General features: G+C 54.7%; 18 protein-coding genes and 1 tRNA gene. 15 read left to right on the top strand and 4 right to left on the bottom strand.

Annotation, left to right across the window (positions count from 1 at the left end; translation table 11 throughout):
• Window positions 1-288 precede the first annotated feature (288 nt).
• From ATG98_RS20440 to ATG98_RS20425, 4 genes are all read left to right on the top strand, one after another.
• Window positions 289-552 carry a BrnT family toxin gene (locus tag ATG98_RS20440; RefSeq protein ID WP_098418793.1) on the top strand — a complete coding sequence of 88 codons (264 nt, stop codon included), beginning with the start codon at window positions 289-291 and terminating at the stop codon, window positions 550-552.
• Window positions 536-781, top strand: coding sequence for a BrnA antitoxin family protein (locus ATG98_RS20435; protein WP_098418792.1), 246 nt, complete (start codon window positions 536-538; stop codon window positions 779-781). Before ATG98_RS20440 ends, ATG98_RS20435 begins: the two co-directional genes overlap by 17 nt.
• 150 nt (window positions 782-931) lie before the next feature.
• Window positions 932-1,201 (top strand): CopG family ribbon-helix-helix protein, encoded by a 270-nt coding sequence (locus ATG98_RS20430; protein ID WP_098424241.1) that lies wholly within the window; start codon window positions 932-934, stop codon window positions 1,199-1,201.
• Complete coding sequence (locus ATG98_RS20425; RefSeq protein WP_098424240.1) at window positions 1,201-1,476, top strand: type II toxin-antitoxin system RelE/ParE family toxin; 276 nt, start codon at window positions 1,201-1,203, stop codon at window positions 1,474-1,476. The genes ATG98_RS20430 and ATG98_RS20425 overlap by 1 nt, the downstream gene beginning before the upstream one ends.
• A 92-nt stretch (window positions 1,477-1,568) precedes the next feature.
• Here ATG98_RS20425 and ATG98_RS22635 read toward each other — a convergent pair whose 3' ends face one another.
• The 3 genes from ATG98_RS22635 to galU form a co-directional block, all read right to left on the bottom strand.
• Entirely contained in the window at window positions 1,569-1,769 is a 201-nt protein-coding gene (locus tag ATG98_RS22635; protein ID WP_228706228.1) for a BrnA antitoxin family protein, read from the bottom strand.
• Between the two features lie 474 nt (window positions 1,770-2,243).
• A tRNA-Val gene (locus tag ATG98_RS20415) sits at window positions 2,244-2,320 on the bottom strand.
• Window positions 2,321-2,383: 63 nt separating this feature from the next.
• On the bottom strand, window positions 2,384-3,220 hold the full coding sequence (galU, locus tag ATG98_RS20410; RefSeq protein ID WP_098421668.1) for a UTP--glucose-1-phosphate uridylyltransferase GalU: 837 nt from the start codon (window positions 3,218-3,220) through the stop codon (window positions 2,384-2,386).
• 314 nt (window positions 3,221-3,534) lie between these two features.
• Between galU and ATG98_RS20405 the strand changes: the two genes are divergently transcribed.
• The 11 genes from ATG98_RS20405 (at window position 3,535) to ATG98_RS20355 (ending at window position 18,617) form a co-directional block, all read left to right on the top strand.
• Window positions 3,535-4,638: a ShlB/FhaC/HecB family hemolysin secretion/activation protein gene (locus ATG98_RS20405; RefSeq protein WP_143751514.1), complete on the top strand. Its 1,104-nt coding sequence runs from the start codon at window positions 3,535-3,537 to the stop codon at window positions 4,636-4,638.
• Window positions 4,639-4,771: 133 nt separating this feature from the next.
• Window positions 4,772-6,367, top strand: a complete 1,596-nt coding sequence (locus ATG98_RS20400) for a glucan biosynthesis protein G (protein WP_098424238.1) — start codon at window positions 4,772-4,774, stop codon at window positions 6,365-6,367.
• Between the two features lie 2 nt (window positions 6,368-6,369).
• Window positions 6,370-6,621 carry a hypothetical protein gene (locus ATG98_RS20395; protein WP_098418737.1) on the top strand — a complete coding sequence of 84 codons (252 nt, stop codon included), beginning with the start codon at window positions 6,370-6,372 and terminating at the stop codon, window positions 6,619-6,621.
• Window positions 6,614-8,692 carry a glucans biosynthesis glucosyltransferase MdoH gene (mdoH, locus tag ATG98_RS20390; protein WP_098424237.1) on the top strand — a complete coding sequence of 693 codons (2,079 nt, stop codon included), beginning with the start codon at window positions 6,614-6,616 and terminating at the stop codon, window positions 8,690-8,692. The genes ATG98_RS20395 and mdoH overlap by 8 nt, the downstream gene beginning before the upstream one ends.
• Before the next feature lie 57 nt (window positions 8,693-8,749).
• On the top strand, window positions 8,750-10,342 hold the full coding sequence (locus ATG98_RS20385; protein WP_218925906.1) for a glucan biosynthesis protein: 1,593 nt from the start codon (window positions 8,750-8,752) through the stop codon (window positions 10,340-10,342).
• A 95-nt stretch (window positions 10,343-10,437) separates the two neighbouring features.
• Window positions 10,438-11,118 carry a GntR family transcriptional regulator gene (locus ATG98_RS20380; protein WP_098424236.1) on the top strand — a complete coding sequence of 227 codons (681 nt, stop codon included), beginning with the start codon at window positions 10,438-10,440 and terminating at the stop codon, window positions 11,116-11,118.
• Between the two features lie 45 nt (window positions 11,119-11,163).
• The gene (prpB, locus tag ATG98_RS20375; RefSeq protein ID WP_098424235.1) at window positions 11,164-12,054 is read left to right on the top strand and encodes a methylisocitrate lyase; all 891 of its coding nucleotides are present in this window, start codon (window positions 11,164-11,166) and stop codon (window positions 12,052-12,054) included.
• 147 nt (window positions 12,055-12,201) lie between these two features.
• Window positions 12,202-13,329, top strand: a complete 1,128-nt coding sequence (prpC, locus tag ATG98_RS20370) for a bifunctional 2-methylcitrate synthase/citrate synthase (RefSeq protein ID WP_098424234.1) — start codon at window positions 12,202-12,204, stop codon at window positions 13,327-13,329.
• Between the two features lie 178 nt (window positions 13,330-13,507).
• The gene (acnD, locus tag ATG98_RS20365; protein ID WP_098424233.1) at window positions 13,508-16,120 is read left to right on the top strand and encodes a Fe/S-dependent 2-methylisocitrate dehydratase AcnD; all 2,613 of its coding nucleotides are present in this window, start codon (window positions 13,508-13,510) and stop codon (window positions 16,118-16,120) included.
• Window positions 16,121-16,128: 8 nt separating this feature from the next.
• Window positions 16,129-17,307, top strand: a complete 1,179-nt coding sequence (prpF, locus tag ATG98_RS20360) for a 2-methylaconitate cis-trans isomerase PrpF (RefSeq protein WP_098424502.1) — start codon at window positions 16,129-16,131, stop codon at window positions 17,305-17,307.
• Window positions 17,308-17,774: 467 nt separating this feature from the next.
• Window positions 17,775-18,617 (top strand): THxN family PEP-CTERM protein, encoded by an 843-nt coding sequence (locus tag ATG98_RS20355; protein ID WP_098424232.1) that lies wholly within the window; start codon window positions 17,775-17,777, stop codon window positions 18,615-18,617.
• A gap of 134 nt (window positions 18,618-18,751) precedes the next feature.
• Here the strand turns inward: ATG98_RS20355 and ATG98_RS20350 are convergent, their stop codons facing one another.
• Complete coding sequence (locus tag ATG98_RS20350) at window positions 18,752-19,591, bottom strand: PEP-CTERM/exosortase system-associated acyltransferase (RefSeq protein ID WP_098424231.1); 840 nt, start codon at window positions 19,589-19,591, stop codon at window positions 18,752-18,754.
• Window positions 19,592-20,087 lie beyond the last annotated feature (496 nt).

Below are 20,087 nucleotides of genomic sequence, written 5' to 3'. Positions count from 1 at the left end.
AAATCTGTCCCCGGCTACTCATCAGAGACAGATTTAAAATCGGCCCCCGGTTTGCGGGTAATGTATAGTTTGCGAAGTAAAAAAGGAAGAAGGCTTATGGTGGTGCTCGCTGTATTGCGCCGCGGTTAACTTTGAAAATTCGCCATATGGCGCCAGCTTTTGAAAAAATTACTCCAAAATGTTGTAGCTCTTACTACACACTGCTGTTGCACGAATCTGCCATTTTAATCTTTTGTGTCATGACAAAAATGCTTGCACTGAATAGTTTATGTTACTACGATAATTAATATGATGATCGAATTTGATGATGCCAAGAACGAACGTAATCTAGAGCTGAGAGGGCTCGGGTTTGAGTTAGTCGCCAAGTTCGATTTCGAAGGGGCCATTGAGGTCGAGCAGGAAATAGAGGGCGAGTTGCGCTATTTTGCGCTCGGCTACATCGGCTCCCGCCTTCACGCTCTGGTTTACACTTTGCGTGGAGATATCGTTCGCGTCATTAGCCTGCGCAAAGCCAACAAACGCGAGGTACGCCGTTATGAACAATTCAGTTGATCCGGAACTGGCAGACACCGATAACCCGGAGTGGTCTGATGCCATGTTTACCAAGGCCAAGCGGGGCACAGCAGCAAGACGGGTAGGGCGCCCAAAATCTGAATCACCTAAGCAATCCACCACATTGCGGTTAGACGAGGATGTTATTGAATATTTCAAGCGCGACGGTAGTGGTTGGCAAACGCGCTTGAACGAAGCGTTGCGGCAGTATATGTCAGAGCATAGCTGAACGGCATTCTGGCAAGAGGGACAGGTTTCAAATCTGTCCCTGGCTTCCCAAAATGAGACCCGAGGTCTTAATGATTCGCCATAGGCGACAATTTGATTCATGTTGATTTATACTGAATCAAGATGAATCAAAGCTGTAAAAGGTGCTCTTATGTCCAAGACAGATACCCGTGTGATGACCGCTCATGTGCCAGTGTCTATGGCCGACAAGGTGGGGTTGATTGCTCAGCGTCTTGAGCGCTCCAAAGGCTGGATCGTAAAGCAAGCCTTGGCTGACTGGATTGCCCGAGAAGATGAGCGGGATCGGCTAACACAAGAGGCCTTGTCTAACGTCGACGCCAGGCAGGTGATTGACCACCAGGCGGTATTGGCTTGGGCCGACAGTCTTGGTTCCGATCAGCCGCTGCCTGTTCCCCGCTGATGGTGCTTCAATGGACAACTAAAGCCATGTCGGACATTGCCCGGCTTTATGAGTTTCTGGAGCCTGTGAATAAGCCTGCTGCCATTAACGTTGTCCGGTCACTGACCCACGGCGCCACTCGGCTCATTGATAATCCTCGCCTTGGCGAGTCGTTACATCAGTTTGATCCAAGAGACGTTCGACGACTACAGGTTGGTCATTACGAAGTTCGATATGAAATTCAGAAAAGTGCCATTTTCATCTTGCGACTGTGGCATGCCCGCGAGGATCGTTGAGCCAGGCTACGCGAGCCCGGCCACACAAGAAGAAACAGTTACTATCATTAGCGCGGCGACTGCCCAAAAAATGCCCAATTAGATCGTCTGCTTCATCCCAACCGCTCGATATCTGATTGGCTGTGTGTTTTCAAGTAATCCTCTAGCGCTCTGTTCATTCGGCCCTGCCAGCCACTGCCGGTTGCCCGGAACTGCTCTACCACCTCCGGTGACAGGCGAATGGTGATCCGCTCCTTCGTAACCGCGGCTTTTGGTCGGCCCATCGGGCGCAGGCGCTCTTTTGGTCCGCCCATTCCTCATCGGTGAGCGGAAGAGCGTCGGGGTCTGATAGTGCCGCCGCCGTGATTTTCTCGTCTTCCTCGGGGCTGGGAAGTTCCACCAGCTTGCCCGATTTAGTTTTCAGATACATAGAATGCCACCTCTCGTCTATTGGCCTTGCGCGTGCGATTGGTTTCATCTTTAGCGGGTTCGAATTCGATTCTCATGGACTTATTGTGCGTACAGAAAGTGTGAGAGACAACTCAGAGTAACTTGGTGCTTTTCTCCAACCTGCGCGGCGCAGATAATGTTGAAATACTCGGATTGCATAGCAGGTTAGAGCGTTGCCTTAACATGGCAGAGGTCAGCTAAAAAGATGTTGAGACAGGTAATAAGTTGCAGATAGGGGACAGATTTGAAATCTGTCCCCGGCTTTCAATCCCCAATCTTCAGGCATAAAAAAAGCCACCAGGCTTTCGCTCTAAGTGGCTTTTTTTTGAACTAAATTCTGGTAGGACCAGGCAGATTTGAACTGCCGACCTCTGCCATGTCAAGGCAGCGCTCTAACCAACTGAGCTATGGTCCTGTTTTGCAACGCAGCGAAATATACTGATTCGGCTGCGATGCGTCAACTCTTTATTGGCTTAGGCTATAAGCCCTTTTTGTAGATGTTTTCATACACATAATTGGTCGCCTCTACAAAACCATCAATGCTGCCGCAGTCAAAACGCCGGCCTTTGAATTGGTAGGCCAGCACACAGCCGGTTTTGGCTTGTTCCAGCAGGGCGTCTGTAATTTGCACTTCACCGTTCTTACCAGCCGGCGTGCGCTCCAGAATGTCGAAAATATCCGGTGTCAGAATGTAACGGCCGATGATGGCCATATTGCTGGGCGCGTCTTCCGGTGCGGGTTTTTCCACCATGTCCGTTACCCGGAACAGGCCGTCTTTCATGCACTCGCCAGCAATCACGCCGTACTTGTGGGTTTCGTCGGCCGGTACTTCTTCAATGGCCACAATCGAGCAGCGGAACTGGCTGTAAAGCTTGACCATCTGCGCCAGCACGCCGTCTTCGCCATCAGGTCCCACGCAGAAGTCGTCCGCCAGCACCACGGCGAAAGGGTTGTCGCCCACCAGGTTGCGCCCGGTCAGAATCGCATGGCCCAGGCCCTTCATTTCGCTTTGACGGGTAAAGGCGAAGCTATTGTTGTCAATCAAATCGCGGATAGAGGTCAGCAGTCCCTCTTTGCCAGAGCCGGCAATCTGGTGCTCCAGCTCGTAGCTAATGTCAAAATGATCTTCAATGGCGCGCTTGCCGCGACCGGTCACAAACCCGAACTCATGAATGCCGGCAGCTGATGCCTCTTCAACACCGTACTGAACCAGCGGTTTGTTGACGATGGGCAGAATTTCTTTCGGCATGGCCTTGGTGGCCGGTAAAAAACGGGTGCCGTAGCCGGCAACGGGAAACAGGCATTTTTTGATCATTTCGGAATCCTTCAGAAGATCGGTATCGGCGGAGTTTACCCAGGTTAATGTAAAAAATGCAGTGCCCGTCAAAGAATTCATCCCACGATTAGCTTACCGTAACTTACCTGCAAGAGCTGGCAGATTTGGCGCAATGGGCTGAATCTTAAAAAGTTATTTAATACTGCTTAGTAAAGCATTGAAAAATTAGATTATTACACTTTTCAATTTTGAGAATTCAGGCTGGTCACAGGGATGTTCTTAGCTTATGGTTGCCCGATACTTTTTTTAACCTGCAGTCTCTGTTCCGACTGCTTAATATTGCGGAATTGTTTGTGCTATCGCTTCGTCTGATGTTCGCTTTTATCATCGTTTTAGCCAGTACCTGCGTACTGGCCCGTCCTGCCGCCGCCGCAGGGCTGTGGCCCGCACTGTCTGTCACGGGTAGCAGCACGTTATCGGATGATGAAATGAACGGCTCACTGGGTGTCAGCGCCGACGGCCTGATGTTCCGCGAACATTTACTGGGCGTGGTTTTTGACCGCAACAGCCGGGCCCGCGAAGGCGCCCGACGTGAATCGCTGTTCGCTAGCTACAGTTTCCCCTTGCACGGCAATTACTTTGCATTAAGCACTCGTAACAATAGCCGTTACGGCGATCAGGTTTCCGACACACTGCGCAAGCAAGTGCATGTGATATCGGACGAAACCAACTTTTCGGCACAGCGGGCACTTTTCGGCTGGCAGGGGTTGAAATTCGACAGCGTTCTGAGTCATCGCACCCGCGAAAGTCGTCGCATGTTGCAGGGCGAGTGGAATGAAACCACCTCTGCACAAACATCGTCGTTGGGGGTGAGTGGTAAGCGCGGGTTAATACAGCTTTACGGGTGGGATGCCGCAACTATGGTCACCTTCGCCCGCGGGCTAAGCATTAATAGCCGGAAGGCACCCACCCAGGCTGACTACCGGGATTCTGAAAATTTTTATAAGCTGCTTTTGGATGGCTCCCTCGGCCGCGAACTGAGCGACTGGCACCTGGGGTTAAGCGGGCGCTACCAGGCTGGCACCGATCAACTGCCTGCCGCAGAGCAGATCCGCGTTGCCGGCTCACAGTTGCTTGAGGGGTTCGCCGGCAACTCCCACACGGCTGCATCCGGTGGCTGGCTTCGAATAGACGCCGATACGCCGGATTTTAACGTTCCTTTTATCACGGGCGTTCGCGCCGGAGCGCGGTTGTCGTTACTGCGAGGCTGGGCTGACGTTCACAGCACCCGGTACGATCAGTATCTGAACGCCGACGCCGGTGAACTCTCACTGGAACTCAGAACCCGCTACATGAGCGCAAGCACCTCAATTGGCCGGGTACTGGGCGATTCTCCCCTGCTACCCGATGCAGGCAACTCGCCAAACTTCCGCTTATCCCTTACGGTCGATATCTGACACCCTAAATCCGCTCGGAATTGTCCTGTTTTGGTTCGTGGACAGCATCTTACATCGCTGTCACTTAGAGCGAGTCAACACCATGATGTTGTATAGTCATAACAAATCGAATTGAACTCAGGAAATACCAACCATGCTTGCAAAGACAACCCGTGCCGTGAACGGGTGCGTTGTCGTATTTTGCCTAGGCGCCAGTGCTCCGGTCTGGAGCTTTGGTTTTGTCGATGTCACCGAAAAAGCCCAGGCGCTGGCGCAAACACCATACAAAGCACCCGTCGCGGTTCCCGATTTTTTAACCGCATTGCCTTACGACCGCTACCAGTCAATCCGCTTCAAACCCGAAGCCAATCTATGGCGTCAGCCGGCCAGTGAGGGCGAAAAGCACTTTGAAGTCATGATGGTGCCCGCAGGCAGCGTATATCGGCACTCCGTAACCCTGAACGAAGTGGATCTAGAGGGCGTAGAACCGCTGATTTTTAATCGCGATAACTTTACCTATCCGTCCCCCGATCTGGCCAAGCGTATCCCCGCCGATTTGGGTTACGCGGGCTTTCGGCTGACCTGGCCGTTACAAGCATCGTCCGCAATCAAAAGTCCGGAGCGCCAGGGCAACCAGTTCCTGGTGTTCGCTGGCGCCAGTTATTTTCGCGGTGTTGGGGCCGATAACGGTTTCGGCCTGTCAGCCCGCGGCCTGGCCATAGACACAGGCTTACCCTCCGGCGAGGAGTTTCCGGCGTTCACCGAGTTTTGGCTGGAGCGGCCTGGCACCAACTCAGGCACCATGACCGTTTACGCGCTGCTCGACAGCCCCAGCGCCACCGGTGCCTACCGTTTCGTGATCACCCCGGATACGGCCACTGGCATTGAAGTCAGCGCCCGCCTTTTTGCCCGTAGCAATATCGACCAGATTGGCCTGGCACCGTTAACCTCCATGTTCTATTTCGGCGAGAACACCCGCCAGCCAGCGGGGGAGTGGCGGCCTCAGGTTCACGACTCTGACGGCCTGCTGATACAGGATGAAAAATCCGCTGAACTGACCGAGTGGGTGTGGCGGCCATTGCTGAACCCCATCAGTCTGAGGATGAACTATTTCCAAGTGACGAATCTGAAAGGGTTCGGGCTGATGCAGCGCGATACCCGCTTTGATGATTTTTCAGACGCAGAAGCGCACTACGAAAAGCGTCCAAGCGCCTGGATCGACAATACCGACGATTGGGGCGCGGGCGAAGTTGTGCTGGTGGAAATTCCCACATCCTCAGAAGCCAACGACAACATTGTGGCCTTTTGGAAACCGCGTCAGAAAGTCGGGCAGGGCGCAGAACTGAGTTTCCAATATCGCCTTAGATTTGGCGAACATACCGCATTCGACGGTGGTATTGGCCGCGTTGTGGATACCTGGGTAGGTGCTGGCCGGAACAACGCTGCTGTCCCCGATGAAAATAATCGCAACCTGGACGGTACTTGGCGGGTAATCGTCGATTTTGAGGGCGAAACCCTCAACGTCGCCGATGTTCCGATTGTCAGTGAAGTGGGCACCAGCGACAACGCCGAAATAATGGAACACTTTGTAGAGCACCTGCCAGAGCAGGGCATCTGGCGCCTGTCAATGCTTGTTAAACCCGCGCCCAATAACGACACACCCCTGAGAGCGCGATTGTTGGCAGGCCCGAACGCGGTGTCTGAAACCTGGCTGTACCAGCTGCCAGCCTTAACCCAGGCGAGGGAATAAACGTGGAGCAGCTACCGTGCCAGAAGGCACTGGACCGGGTAATAGCCTACCTTCGCGGCAGCGGAATTCACCCGGGTGTCAATGAATGCCGCACTGCTCTTGAGTTGGTCGGTCACGCTCTGCAGCAGGCCCCTGATGGCGATTATATAAGCCTGGTTATGGAACTGCTGCCCCAGTATTTCGAATTGCGACAACCAAAGTTGACGCTTGAAGCCGGGCCAGAGCTGCTCAGGGGAAGCATGGGTTATGAGTGATCTGGCCCCCAAAAAACTCTGGCGCTGGCGCACCGTTGCCAGAATAAGGCGCAGCTTGCTGGCGCTGCTGGTATTCGGCCAAACCGCCGTGGCCAGCTATTACCTGTTGTGGATCATGCCTTACCACGGTGGCACCCCGTTGGAAATCGGCCTGCTGGTGTTGTTTGCCTTGCTCTATGCCTGGATTGCCGTGGGTTTCTGGACCGCGGTGGTCGGATTTGTGTTACGGCTGACGGGTGGCGATAAGCACTCATTGCTGAACCGCTACAGCAGCGATGACCTGGAACACACCCCGCTGGTCAAAACCGCCATTGTGCTGCCCGTGTACCATGAACCGGTGCACTGGACGTTTAGCGGGCTGAAAGCGGTGTATCAAGAGCTAGAGCGCAACGGCCAGATTGAATACTTTGAATTTTTCATCTTGTCAGACAGCCGCAACCCGGAAATATGGCTGGAAGAACAGGCAAAATGGCATCAGTTATGTGACGAGCTGGGCGCCAACGGCCGGCTGTTTTACCGCCGCCGCAACGTTAACCTGAACTTTAAAAGCGGCAACGTCGCCGATTTCCTGCGGCGCTGGGGCCGGCTTTTCAAATACATGGTGGTGTTAGACGCCGACAGCTTGATGAGCGGGCGCACAATTGTGCGAATGGTTCAGTTGATGGAGCTCGAGCCACAGGTCGGCATCCTGCAAACAAACCCCTCCATCATCAACGGCCAGTCGCTGTTTGCCCGTCTGCAACAGTTTGGCAACCGCCTGTATTCTTCGCTCTTTGCGACCGGCCTTGCCGCCGTGCAAATGGGCCACGCCGCTTTTTGGGGCCACAACGCCATACTGCGGGTAGAGCCGTTTATGCAGCACTGCGGCTTGCGCAAATTGCGCGGTTTTGGCGTGTTTAAAGGGCCAATCATGAGCCACGATTTTGTCGAGGCGGCCTATATCGGCCGTGCCGGTTACGAAGTCTGGCTGGAGCCCGGTTTGGGCGAAAGTTTTGAAGAGTCACCCCCCACGCTGGCGGATGAACTGTCACGAGACAACCGCTGGGCCAAAGGCAACTTGCAGCACCTGTGGATTCTGTGCTTTGGCCGCCGTATCCGCCTGGCGCACCGCATGGCGTTTCTCAACGGCATAATGGCCTACGTGGCCTCGCCCTTGTGGCTGGCGTTCCTGGCGTTAACCACCGTGGCCGCCGCGCAATTAACGCTGTCGCCCATCGAATATTTTCCGGCAGGCCACGAAGGGCTCTTCCCGCTGTGGCCAGAATGGCGGCCAGAGTGGGCGCTTACCCTGGCCCTTAGCACCCTGGCCTTGCTGTTCGTGCCAAAATTTCTGGCCATTATCGACGCCATCATTCACGGCCTGGCCAAAGGTTTCGGTGGCCCTTTGCGGCTGTTTTTAAGCGTGTGGGTCGAAATTGTATTCTCGGTGTTGCTGGCACCCATTCGCATGCTGGCCCACAGCCGCTTCGTCATCGCGTCTTTGTTAAACGTTTCCTTAAGCTGGGCGGGGCAAAACCGCACGGAAGAAACCGGCTGGCGCGAAGCCTTAATTACCCATCTGCCGGGGTTCGTGATTGGCGGAAGCTGGGCGGTGTTCGCCTGGTGGCTGGATGTCAGCTTTTTCATCTGGTCGCTGCCCGTGGCCGTGCCTTTAATACTCGCGGGGCCCACCTCGGTGCTGCTCAGCCGGGTCACGGTGGGCCAAGCCATACGCCGCGCCGGGTTGCTACTGATTCCTGAAGAGCTCGTAGCGCTGCCGGTGCTGGAAAATGCCGCTGAAAATCGCGCCCAGTCGGCCAGCTCCTGGAGCCTTGGCCACTTTGAGCAGGCTGTTCTGGTGCCGCTGGTTCACCAGCAACAACTGGCGCTGGCCCGGCCAGATCGCCATTCCGGGCGTGCCGAAAGGCTTAGCGGTCTGGTGGACCAATGCATCCATACCGGCCCGGCGGGACTGAACAAGAAACAGATCAGCGAATTATGCGAAGACAGAGTGGCCCTGGCCGAGCTTCATCGCCGCGCCTGGATTGCGCCAACGGGTAGCTATTGGGGCCAGGCGATTGCCCGTCTTTAACAACAGAATATTGACCAACAACTGACAACCTACCACACCGATTTGTGAGGTTTAATAATGCGCCGTCGCTCTCTTCTCAAAGCCGTATCCGCTGCTACTGTTCTGGGCGCCTTACCCATGCCGGCCTGGCTGCAGGCGGGCGAAGTGACTCGCAGCAAAAAACGCGGCGGGTCTTTTGATTACGCCTGGCTCAAAGGCCACGCCCGCAATCTGGCCAGCAAGGCCTACCAACCGCAAATCAACGGCGTTCCCGCAAGCCTGAGCAACCTGAGCTGGGATGATTATCAGTCCATCCGCTTCAAGCCCCAGGATGCGCTCTGGCGCAGCGACGATTTGTTGTTTCAGGTGCAGCTTTTCCATCTTGGCCTGTACTTCAAAAAGCCGGTGCAGATATTCGAAGTAGAGGGCGGTGTCGCCCGGGTTCTGGAATATCGCCAGAGCAACTTCGACTACAGTGGCAAAGAGTCACTGGGTAATCTGCAACCCAATCTTGGTTACGCCGGCTTTCGCCTGCATTTTTACACCAATTTCCAGTTAGATCTGGCGTCTTTTCTGGGCGCCAGTTACTTCCGTGCGGTGGGCGAATCCATGCAGTACGGTTTGTCTGCCCGCGGTCTGGCCGTAGACACGGGCATGAACCGGGAAGAAGAATTCCCCGATTTCACCACCTTCTGGCTCGAAAAACCGGCCCCCGGTCAGGACTTCGTCACCGTCTGGGCCTTGCTGGATTCTCCCAGCGTGACCGGCGCCTATGCCTTCCGGATTCAGCCCGGGCAAAATACAGTGATGGATGTAGATGTAGCGCTCTACCCACGCAAAGCCATCGAACGGGTAGGCATTGCGCCGCTAACCAGCATGTATCAGGTGGGCGAAAACGACCGCCGCATGGCCTACGACTGGCGCCCGGAAATTCACGATTCAGATGGCCTGGCGATTCAAAACGGCAACAACGAATGGCTGTGGCGGCCATTGATGAACCCCCTCAACGTTCATGTCAGCAGTTTTGTTGACAATAATCTGAAAGGCTTTGGCCTGTTACAGCGTGATCGGAACTTCGAGCACTACCAAGACGACGGCGTGTTCTACAACCGCCGGCCAAGCGTCTGGGTCGCGCCAAAAGGCGATTGGGGCCCAGGGCAGGTCATGCTCACTGAAATCCCCACCGGAAACGAAACATTCGACAATATCGTGGCCTTCTGGAATCCGCAAAAGCCCTTGGCCGCCGGCGAAGAACACTTGTTTTCCTACACTCTGACCTGGGGTGAACAGCCACCGGTGCAGCCAGAAAAATTGGCGCAAGTGCAAGCCACCCGCACAGGGCTTGGCGGCGTTATAGGCCAGCAGCGGGACGTATTTTCCTGGCGTTTTGCCATCGATTTCGGCGGCGGTGGCTTGAGCATGTTGGGTGCCGATGCCGAACTGGAAGCGGCCATCACAACCAGCAGTGGCCAGGTAGAGATAGCGTCTGTACGCCCTTTGGACTCGGTTAAAGGCTACCGCGCAATGTTTGATCTGGTGCCCGGTGAATCGGGCGCTCCCATCGACATCCGTTTGCAGTTGATGCTCAGCGAGCAACCGGTCTCTGAAGTGTGGCTTTACCAGTACACGCCGCCACCGGCTGAAGAACAAGCCCGGTTTCTGGAATTGTAATGCGTCAGATGTAACGTCTTAGACTGAAGGATTGTTGACAATCCGTAGAATGGCGCGTAATTTCGCACCACCGCCTACAGGATTGTTAACAAAGCATGTTGGAACTTGTCCCTCAAGCCTATACCCGCGCTGATGAAGCCTTCGATTGTCTGCAAACGGCGATTGTTAAAGGCGACCTGACCCCGGGCGAAAAAATTGGCGAAGTTGAACTCTGCTCCCGCTTTCACTTAACCCGCGGGCCGCTGCGCGAAGCGCTGGGCCGCCTGGAATCCCGTGGCTTGCTGGTACGCCGCCCCCACGCCGGGGTGAAAGTAGTTTCTGTAAGCGCCGACGAGTTAATAGAGCTCTATCGCATACGCGAACTCATGGAAGGCCTGGCCGCGCGGCAAGCCGCCGAACGCATGACAGGCGGCGAAATAGCCGCCTTGCGCGCCACCCTCGACACCCACGAAACCATGATCGAACAAGCTCAGGGCCAGGCTTACTACCAGGCCGAGGGCGACTACGATTTTCATCACCGCATCGCCACCGGCAGTCGCAACACCAAACTAACCCAAATGCTGCTGGGCGACCTGTACTACATGGTGCGCATGTACCGCTACCGTTTAAGCACATCCTCCGGGCGCCCGCACATGGCCTTGGGCGAGCATCGCAACATTGTCGATGCCATTGCCAATCGGGATGGCGAACTGGCGGAATTTCTGATGAAACGCCACATTCACGCAGCACGAAAAAACATTGAACAAAAAATCCGCGACGGCGAACTGACTATCTAACCAGTCAGCAAACCATCGTCATCTTTATCCAAAGGAGGCAACATCATGTCCAGCAAACTTTCCCCGGGCGCGCGTTTTCGTAAAGCCCTGAACGACAACAAGCCCCTGCAGATTGTTGGCACCATCAATGCCTACGCGGCCATGATGGCCGAGCGGGTAGGGCACCAGGCTATTTACCTGTCTGGTGGCGGTGTTGCAAACGCCTCCTACGGCCTGCCAGACCTTGGCATGACCAGCCTGAACGACGTACTTGAAGACGTGCGCCGCATCACCGGCGCCACGGATATCCCGCTGCTGGTAGACATAGACACCGGTTGGGGTGGCGCATTCAACATTGGCCGTACTATTCAGCAAATGGAAAAAGCCGGTGCCGCCGCCGTTCACCTTGAAGATCAGGTTGCCCAGAAACGTTGCGGTCATCGCCCGAACAAAGAAATTGTCTCCAAAGAAGAAATGGTAGACCGCATCAAAGCGGCCGTTGACGCCCGCGCCGACAAAGACTTCTTCATCATGGCCCGTACCGATTCGTTCCAGAAAGAAGGCCTGGAAGCGGCCATCGATCGCGCCAAAGCTTATATAGAAGCCGGCGCCGACGGCATCTTCGCTGAAGCCGTAAACGAGCTGGAACACTACAAAGCCTTCTCCGCCGCCTTGGGCGATGTGCCGCTGCTGGCCAACATCACCGAATTTGGCGCGACCCCCCTGTACAACCGCAAAGAACTGGGCGACGCCGGTGCCAGCATGGTGCTTTACCCGCTAAGCGCCTTCCGCGCTATGAACAAAGCCGCCGTAACGGTTTACCAAAACATTCTGGAAAAGGGCGACCAAAAAGACGTCATCGACCTCATGCAAACCCGCATGGAGCTTTACGACTACCTGAACTACCACGATTTCGAACAAAAGCTTGACCAGCTTTTCCAGCAGTCTAAAGGCTGAGATAGGGGGAGTAGGGGACAGACCTAAGGTCTGTCCCTGGTGTCAAACAACCAACTAGGGGACGGATTTCAAATCCGTCCCCAGTCTAACAACCGGGGACAGACCTTAGGTCTGTCCCCGGTTTACAAATAATAAGGGAGAGCACCCATGGCTGAAGCAAAAAAATTAAGTGGCGCAGGGCTGCGTGGACAAGTCGCCGGTCAAACCGCACTGTGCACCGTTGGCTTAACCGGAACTGGCCTCACCTATTGCGGCTACGACATTAGCGACCTGGCAGACAACGCCCAGTTCGAAGAAGTGGCCTACCTGCTGCTGCAAGGCAAACTGCCAAACCAGCAGGAACTGGACGCCTACAAAGCCAAGCTAAAAAGCCTGCGCACACTGCCAGACGCACTCAAAACCGTGCTCGAAAATATCCCTAAAGACGCCCACCCCATGGACGTCATGCGCACCGGCTGCTCCATGCTGGGCAACCTAGAAACCGAGGAAAACTTCAGCGAGCAAGACGACAAAATCGACCGCCTGCTGGCCGCGTTTCCGGGCATCATCAACTACTGGTACAGCTTTGTTCACAAAGGCGTGCGTATTGATACCAACAGCAGCTCCGACTCCATCGGCGGCCACTTTTTAGAGCTGCTGCACGGCAAAAAGCCCAGCGAGCTTCACGAACGGGTGATGAACGTTTCCCTGATTCTGTACGCCGAGCACGAATTCAACGCGTCTACCTTCGCGGCCCGCGTGTGTGCCTCTACCTTGTCTGACATTCACAGCTGCGTAACCGGCGCTATCGGCACCCTGCGTGGCCCGCTACACGGCGGCGCCAACGAAGCAGCGATGGAACTGATCCAGAAATTCAAGACCCCGGACGAAGCCGAAGAAGGCCTGATGGGCATGCTGCAGCGCAAAGAAAAAATCATGGGCTTCGGCCACGCGGTCTACAGCGATTCCGACCCGCGCAACGTGATTATCAAAAAGTGGTCTGAAAAACTGTCGAAAGAAGTGAACGACACCGTGCTTTACCCGGTGTCCGTACGCTGTGAAGAAGTCATGTGGCGCGAGAAGAAACTGTTCTGCAACGCCGACTTCTTTCATGCCTCCACGTACCACTTCATGGGCATCCCCACCGAACTGTTTACGCCTATTTTTGTGATGTCACGGGTATCCGGCTGGACCGCCCACGTAAAAGAACAACGCGCCAACAACCGCATCATCCGCCCAAGCGCAGAATACACCGGCCCAGAACACGCCGAATGGCTGCCGATCGAAAAGCGCTAAGACAAAGCGGGGACAGATTGCCGACGGGGACGGATTTCAAATCCGTCCCCTATCTCGAGGTCAGCCGGGGGACAGAATTAAATTCTGTCCCCAACCACATTGCCCAGCGCCAGACCGGGGACGGATTTCAAATCCGTCCCCTATCGCCCAACCCCCTATTGCGTAGAGAACCCAAAATATGAACACCCACTACCGCAAAAACCTGCCAGGCACCAGCCTGGACTATTTCGACACCCGCCAGGCAATCGAAGATATCCAGCCTGGCAGCTACGCCAAACTCCCATACACCTCCCGCGTACTGGCCGAACAACTGGTTCGCCGCTGCGACCCCGACATGCTGACTGAATCACTAAAGCAGTTCATCGAACGCAAGCAAGACCTGGACTTCCCCTGGTACCCGGCCCGCGTAGTAACCCACGACATCCTGGGTACCACCGCTCTGGTTGACCTGGCGGGTCTGCGCGACGCCATCGCTGCAAAAGGCGGTGAGCCGTCAAAAGTGAACCCGGTGGTACCTACACAGCTGATTGTGGACCATTCCCTGGCAGTAGAAGCCGCGGGTTTTGACCCGGACGCGTTCGACAAGAACCGCAGCATTGAAGATCGCCGCAACGACGACCGTTTCCACTTCATCGAGTGGACCAAAACGGCCTTCAAAAACGTCGACGTGATTCCCGCCGGTAACGGCATCATGCACCAGATCAACCTGGAGAAAATGTCTCCGGTGATCCAGTCCCGTGATGGCGTCGCCTTCCCGGACACCTGCGTCGGCACCGACAGCCACACCCCGCACATCGACTGCCTGGGCGTCATCGCCATTGGCGTCGGCGGTTTGGAAGCAGAAACCGTCATGCTGGGCCGTCCGTCCATGATGCGTCTGCCGGACATCATCGGTGTGAAGCTCACTGGCAAACGTCAGCCAGGCATTACCGCCACTGACATCGTTCTTGCCATTACCGAATTCCTGCGTAAAGAGCGCGTTGTATCCGCCTACCTGGAATTCTTTGGCGAAGGCGCCGAAAGCCTGACCATCGGCGACCGTGCGACTATCTCTAACATGACTCCGGAATTCGGTGCGTCTGCCGGCATGTTCTACATCGACCAGCAGACCATTGATTACCTGCGACTGACCGGCCGTGAACCAGAGCAAATTGATCTGGTTGAAACCTACGCCAAACACACCGGCCTTTGGGCAGATTCGCTGAAAGACGCGTTCTACGAGCGGGTACTGGAATTTGATCTGTCCACCGTTGTGCGCAACGTAGCTGGCCCGTCTAACCCCCATCGCCGCGTAGCCACCAGCGATCTGCATGCTCAGGGCATTGCCGGCAATCTGGAAAGCGCGCTGGCGGAAGAAGCCGAAGGCAAAATGCCAGACGGCGCGGTGATCATCGCCGCGATTACCTCCTGCACCAACACCTCAAACCCCCGCAACGTGGTTGCTGCTGGCCTGATTGCGAAAAAAGCCAACGAGCTGGGCCTGGTGCGCAAGCCCTGGGTGAAATCGTCCTTTGCACCGGGCTCAAAAGTCGCGCGCCTGTACCTGGAAGAAGCCGGCCTGCTGAAAGAAATGGAAAAGCTGGGCTTTGGTATCGTGGGCTACGCCTGCACCACCTGTAACGGCATGTCCGGCGCTCTGGACCCCGTCATCCAGCAGGAAATCATTGAGCGCGACCTCTATGCCACGGCCGTACTGTCGGGCAACCGTAACTTCGACGGCCGAATTCACCCTTATGCCAAGCAAGCGTTCCTGGCATCGCCGCCGTTAGTTGTGGCTTATGCCATCGCCGGTACCGTGCGTTTTGACATCGAAAAAGACGTACTCGCCAAAGACAAAGACGGCAACCCGATTACCTTGAAAGACATCTGGCCAAGCGATGAAGAAATTGACGCCATCGTCAAATCCAGCGTCAAGCCCGAGCAGTTCAAACAGGTGTACATCCCGATGTTTGATCTGGGCTCGTTCGAAGAAGCCGAAAGCCCGCTGTACGACTGGCGCCCGAAAAGCACCTATATTCGCCGCCCGCCCTACTGGGAAGGCGCCTTGGCGGCCGAGCGCACCATGAAAGGCATGCGCCCCCTGGCAATTCTGCCGGACAACATCACCACCGATCACCTGTCGCCGTCCAACGCCATCATGATGGACAGCGCTGCAGGCGAATACCTGCACAAAATGGGCCTGCCAGAGGAAGACTTCAACTCCTACGCAACCCATCGCGGCGACCATCTGACCGCCCAACGTGCCACCTTTGCCAACCCGAAACTGATGAACGAAATGGTTCGGGATGAAAAGGGCAACGTTATTCAGGGTTCCATGGCCCGTGTCGAGCCGGAAGGCAAAAACCTGCGCATGTGGGAAGCCATTGAAACCTACATGGAACGCAAGCAGCCGCTGATCATCGTGGCCGGCGCCGACTATGGACAGGGTTCCTCCCGCGACTGGGCCGCCAAAGGCGTGCGCCTGGCCGGTGTAGAAGCCATCGCCGCCGAAGGCTTTGAGCGTATTCACCGCACCAACCTGGTCGGAATGGGCGTATTGCCATTGGAATTCAAGCCGGGTACCACCCGCCTGACTCTGGAGCTAGACGGCACTGAAACCTACGACGTAGAAGGCGATATGAGCCCGCGCTGCACCATGACTCTGGTTATTCACCGCACCAACGGCGAAAGCCTGAACGTGCCTGTTACCTGCCGCCTGGATACCGCAGACGAAGTGTCTGTGTACGAAGCCGGCGGTGTGCTGCAGCGCTTCGCTCAGGATTTCCTTGAGGCAGAAGGGGCGGTCGCATGAGCGGTCTTATGAGCCAGGCACCACAAGTAAAAATCCCCGCCACCTATATGCGCGGCGGCACCAGCAAAGGCGTGTTCTTCCGTTTGGAAGACCTGCCCAAACGCGCACAAACCCCGGGCCCGGCCCGGGACAACCTGCTGCTGCGGGTGATCGGCAGCCCCGATCCCTACGGCAAACAGACCGACGGCATGGGCGGCGCGACGTCCAGCACCAGCAAAACCGTCATTTTGTGCAAAAGCACCCAACCAGACCACGATGTGGATTACCTGTTCGGCCAGGTCAGCATAGACAAACCCTTTGTGGACTGGAGCGGCAACTGTGGCAACCTCACCGCAGCGGTCGGCGCCTTTGCCATTAGCAGTGGCTATGTGGACGAAGAACGCATACCAGACAATGGAATCGTTACGGTGCGTATCTGGCAGGCCAACATCCGCAAAACCATCATAGCCAAAGTACCGGTCACCAACGGCGAAGTGCAGGAAACCGGTGATTTCGAGCTGGACGGCGTCACCTTCCCCGCGGCCGAAGTGCAGGTAGAGTTCATGGACCCAGCCGACGGCGAAGGCTCCATGTTCCCCACCGGCAACCTGGTGGACGATTTGGAGGTACCGGGCGTTGGAACCCTGAAAGCCACCATGATCAACGCCGGAATACCCACGGTGTTCATCAATGCCGACGCGGTAGGCTACAACGGCACCGAACTTCAGGATGCCATTAACGGCAACCCCGAAACGCTGGCGATGTTTGAAACCATTCGCGCCTACGGTGCGGTAAAAATGGGGCTGATTCAGAACATCGAAGAAGCCGCCGCGCGCCAGCACACGCCAAAAGTCGCGTTTGTAGCGCCACCTGCGAACTACAGCGCCTCAAGCGGTAAAGCCATTACCACCAATGACATAGACCTGTTAGTTCGGGCACTGTCTATGGGCAAACTGCACCACGCCATGATGGGTACAGCGGCCGTGGCAATAGCCACCGCAGCAGCGATTCCCGGCACCCTGGTAAACCTGGCGGCAGGCGGCGGTGACCGTACCTCCGTCACCTTCGGCCACCCGTCTGGCACCTTACAAGTGGGCGCCGAAGCCAAAGAAGTAAACGGCCAGTGGACAGCCACCAAGGCTATCATGAGCCGCAGCGCGCGAGTGCTGATGGAAGGCTGGGTAAGAATTCCCGGAGATTCGTTCTAACGCTTTATTACAGAATACCGAAAATACCCCCGAATTAAGAACCGACTGCCTTTAAAGCATCAGGGGCTTAACCGGGGGTATTTTTTTGACCGTGAGTTTTACGGGGTTTGGCTCAACCTTGCTTTCATGATGTCAGAATATTTTACGCACATCGAAGCTTACTGACCGTTTTGGAGTCTTTTAAACGTCGAACAGGTAAAAAGTGACATTCCAAAACCGCTACTTTCATGAGTTAAGAACATTAAATACTTCGCTTTTAAATACATGATTACTTATGCGATGTATTTATCTGTTTAAAGTGTCGAAAAGTCTTACACCTGCATCTTCATACCGATGACTTTTAAATCTTAAGCATATGAAAGATCTGAGTTTTAAATGTTTGGTACGGATGATGCTTATAATGGTACAGCGCTGATGTAATAACCTGCTTTCAAGCTGTCAGCGTCCACAATCATGGAGAGACGATTATGAATACAATTTTCAGAAAAACACTTTTAGCATCTTTAGTCGTACCCTTTGTATTGGGGGCTCAGTCTGCTAATGCGGTGCTGATTACTGACTGGGGTTATCAGGTCAATAACACGCTATCTGAAGCGCTTAACGTTAAAAACAATGCCATCAACGCTGTTGACGTAATAGATGGCGGCGGGAACGTTACCAGTAGTACTCTGACATGGGGCGGTAATCTGGGTTCCGGTCAGTCCTCTCTCATGATCGATGGTGTATCTGGTGATTCCGGCCTTATCACTAATGGTAGTGCCTTAGCAGGCGGCGTTTTCACTCACACCAACAACCCTATCGCTGGTGGTGGCTCCCTAAAGTCGTTTAATTTGAACACCAACCTGACGTTGACTCCGGCCAGTCCTGAGGGCGGCGCTGAACGGAACTTACCAACTATTACTTTTCGGAGCTTCTTCAAAGAAACGGACAATACTGTAGATCTTCAAGATTGTGTCGTCAAAACAAGCTCAGTCGCGTGCGCTGATATCTTTACCATCGGCAACATCGGTGTGTTGGATGGCGACAACACCTTCACTGTCACCACACCGTCGTTCACTATTGATGACTACGTTTATACAGTGCTCCTTGAGCTGACGGACCTGACTGCCCTGAGCCCCACCGTCTGTGCAGCCGCGGGCGCGAACGCCGGGTGTCTTGGCTTTGTGACTGACGAGGAATTTACTACACCCTTCAGAACCAGATTCTCGATTACGGCCACGCAAGTGCCTGAGCCAGGCACCCTCGCACTGTTGGGCTTGGGCCTAGCCGGGCTTGGTATGTCACGCAGGAGAAAAGCAGCAACGGCATAATATCTGAACAACTGTAATGTTTAGGTAACAGTGCTAATAAAAGAAGCCCCCGCCCAGAAGCGGGGGCTTCTTTTATTTTGAGCTTTTCTCTATACGGCAAGTTCGGGGGAATTCAGAATCGCTCAGGCGTGGTGTCACGCAACATCTTTCTCGGCTGTCATACAGTCGGTAGTCGATTGCGCTGGCATGTGTCGCCCATTGTCAGTCACCAGCGACCACACATCAGGGCGGCGCTTCTTTGCGCCTTCAATCATTGACGCAGCTTCGGTGAAAGCAGGTCGACGGCGCCCGTGATACTCCAGCACAGGGCCAACATGATCAAATTCCACACCAAATCGCTTCAACATGCGCAACAGTGCGGGTTCCATGGCTGCCGTCCAATGGGTTATGGCGTGTTTAACCGACATCTGTAGAATCGCGGCGAAAAGCCCCAGGCTGATGTAGGGTAGCGCTCGTTTACCATTCTCCCAATCGCTGTAACTGGCGAAATCGCTGATGCCAGAGGTTGATCGATCCTCATTGAAGCGCCGTCGAAACTCGCGGCTGACCGCCATCCGCGAGATTTCTGCGATCCGCTCACGGGGCTCGCCCGCAAACGCGTTTTGCGCATGCCGGTCCATCTGATGCACACAGGAACCCTCCATTGGAAAATAAGCCTGCTCCGGGGTATTTCCCGACATAACAATCCGAACAGCCGCTACGCCGTCGCCGCTTGCTCGGTGCCGAACCAAAGCGTGAGCAGATCGTGGGTCGTATGCATCGTGTTCGCGTTTATCGGCAAAGCAATTGGGGTCCTCAAAAGGTCGGTCAATGCAATAAACCTGATACCGAAGTTCGAAGATTTCGTTAATCTCCTCGGGAGACGTTGCTAACTCGACACTGAACACCGAATTGAAAATCGCACCGACGTCTTCGACAGATTGTGTGATTTTTGTTTTTCGTGTCTCATGATGAAGATCAAAACGTGTATCCATTTTTGGGTCCTGATGCTTTCCCGTAAAGGAAGCTGTTGTGACAATAGTCGCCAGAAGAAAAAACGCCGTTTTAACATACTATGACGGCGTATTACGGGTGTATCGAGGTTACAATTCATCAGACCTCGGAGCGCTTGATCCTGGCACGTAACGCTGGGGTGCCAGGATAAAATTGGGACATAGTGAGCCATTTTGCTATTGCAGCTTCGCTAGACGTAATAGTCACGGGCGTTTCCATGGTCTTTCGATGAAGATTACAAATGCGTCGGTAAAGTTTAATGCTGAGTTGTTCATCTATAACGCGACAATTATAGTCGACATAAGGTTTGTGAAACCACGCTGTAACATTACAGCTTGAAAAAAGGTTTTTATTGAACAATAGAAGTACGAACAGGTAGTTGGGTGCAATCGAGAGCAGTACGTAATGACTTTTTAATTAAAAAAAAATAATGCAAGTTAAGGTCTAGGTATTTCGACGACATAAAAACATTCAGTC

It is taken from the genome of Marinobacter sp. LV10R520-4 (assembly GCF_002563815.1).
In the GTDB taxonomy this organism is placed as follows: Bacteria; Pseudomonadota; Gammaproteobacteria; order Pseudomonadales; family Oleiphilaceae; genus Marinobacter.
Note: the sequence above shows the minus strand (reverse complement) of the source record. Positions and strands in the feature narration are given on the sequence as shown.

Coding starts and splice junctions, on each gene's coding strand:
- ATG98_RS20385 (WP_218925906.1), top strand. CDS start 8,750: ATGCGCCGTCGCTCTCTTCTCAAAGCCGTATCCGCTGCTACTGTTCTG.
- ATG98_RS22635 (WP_228706228.1), bottom strand. CDS start 1,769: ATGGGCGGACCAAAAGAGCGCCTGCGCCCGATGGGCCGACCAAAAGCC.
- ATG98_RS20400 (WP_098424238.1), top strand. CDS start 4,772: ATGCTTGCAAAGACAACCCGTGCCGTGAACGGGTGCGTTGTCGTATTT.
- ATG98_RS20435 (WP_098418792.1), top strand. CDS start 536: ATGAACAATTCAGTTGATCCGGAACTGGCAGACACCGATAACCCGGAG.
- acnD (WP_098424233.1), top strand. CDS start 13,508: ATGAACACCCACTACCGCAAAAACCTGCCAGGCACCAGCCTGGACTAT.
- prpC (WP_098424234.1), top strand. CDS start 12,202: ATGGCTGAAGCAAAAAAATTAAGTGGCGCAGGGCTGCGTGGACAAGTC.
- ATG98_RS20425 (WP_098424240.1), top strand. CDS start 1,201: ATGGTGCTTCAATGGACAACTAAAGCCATGTCGGACATTGCCCGGCTT.
- prpB (WP_098424235.1), top strand. CDS start 11,164: ATGTCCAGCAAACTTTCCCCGGGCGCGCGTTTTCGTAAAGCCCTGAAC.
- ATG98_RS20430 (WP_098424241.1), top strand. CDS start 932: ATGTCCAAGACAGATACCCGTGTGATGACCGCTCATGTGCCAGTGTCT.
- prpF (WP_098424502.1), top strand. CDS start 16,129: ATGAGCCAGGCACCACAAGTAAAAATCCCCGCCACCTATATGCGCGGC.
- ATG98_RS20350 (WP_098424231.1), bottom strand. CDS start 19,591: ATGGATACACGTTTTGATCTTCATCATGAGACACGAAAAACAAAAATC.
- galU (WP_098421668.1), bottom strand. CDS start 3,220: ATGATCAAAAAATGCCTGTTTCCCGTTGCCGGCTACGGCACCCGTTTT.
- ATG98_RS20380 (WP_098424236.1), top strand. CDS start 10,438: ATGTTGGAACTTGTCCCTCAAGCCTATACCCGCGCTGATGAAGCCTTC.
- ATG98_RS20440 (WP_098418793.1), top strand. CDS start 289: ATGATGATCGAATTTGATGATGCCAAGAACGAACGTAATCTAGAGCTG.
- ATG98_RS20355 (WP_098424232.1), top strand. CDS start 17,775: ATGAATACAATTTTCAGAAAAACACTTTTAGCATCTTTAGTCGTACCC.
- mdoH (WP_098424237.1), top strand. CDS start 6,614: ATGAGTGATCTGGCCCCCAAAAAACTCTGGCGCTGGCGCACCGTTGCC.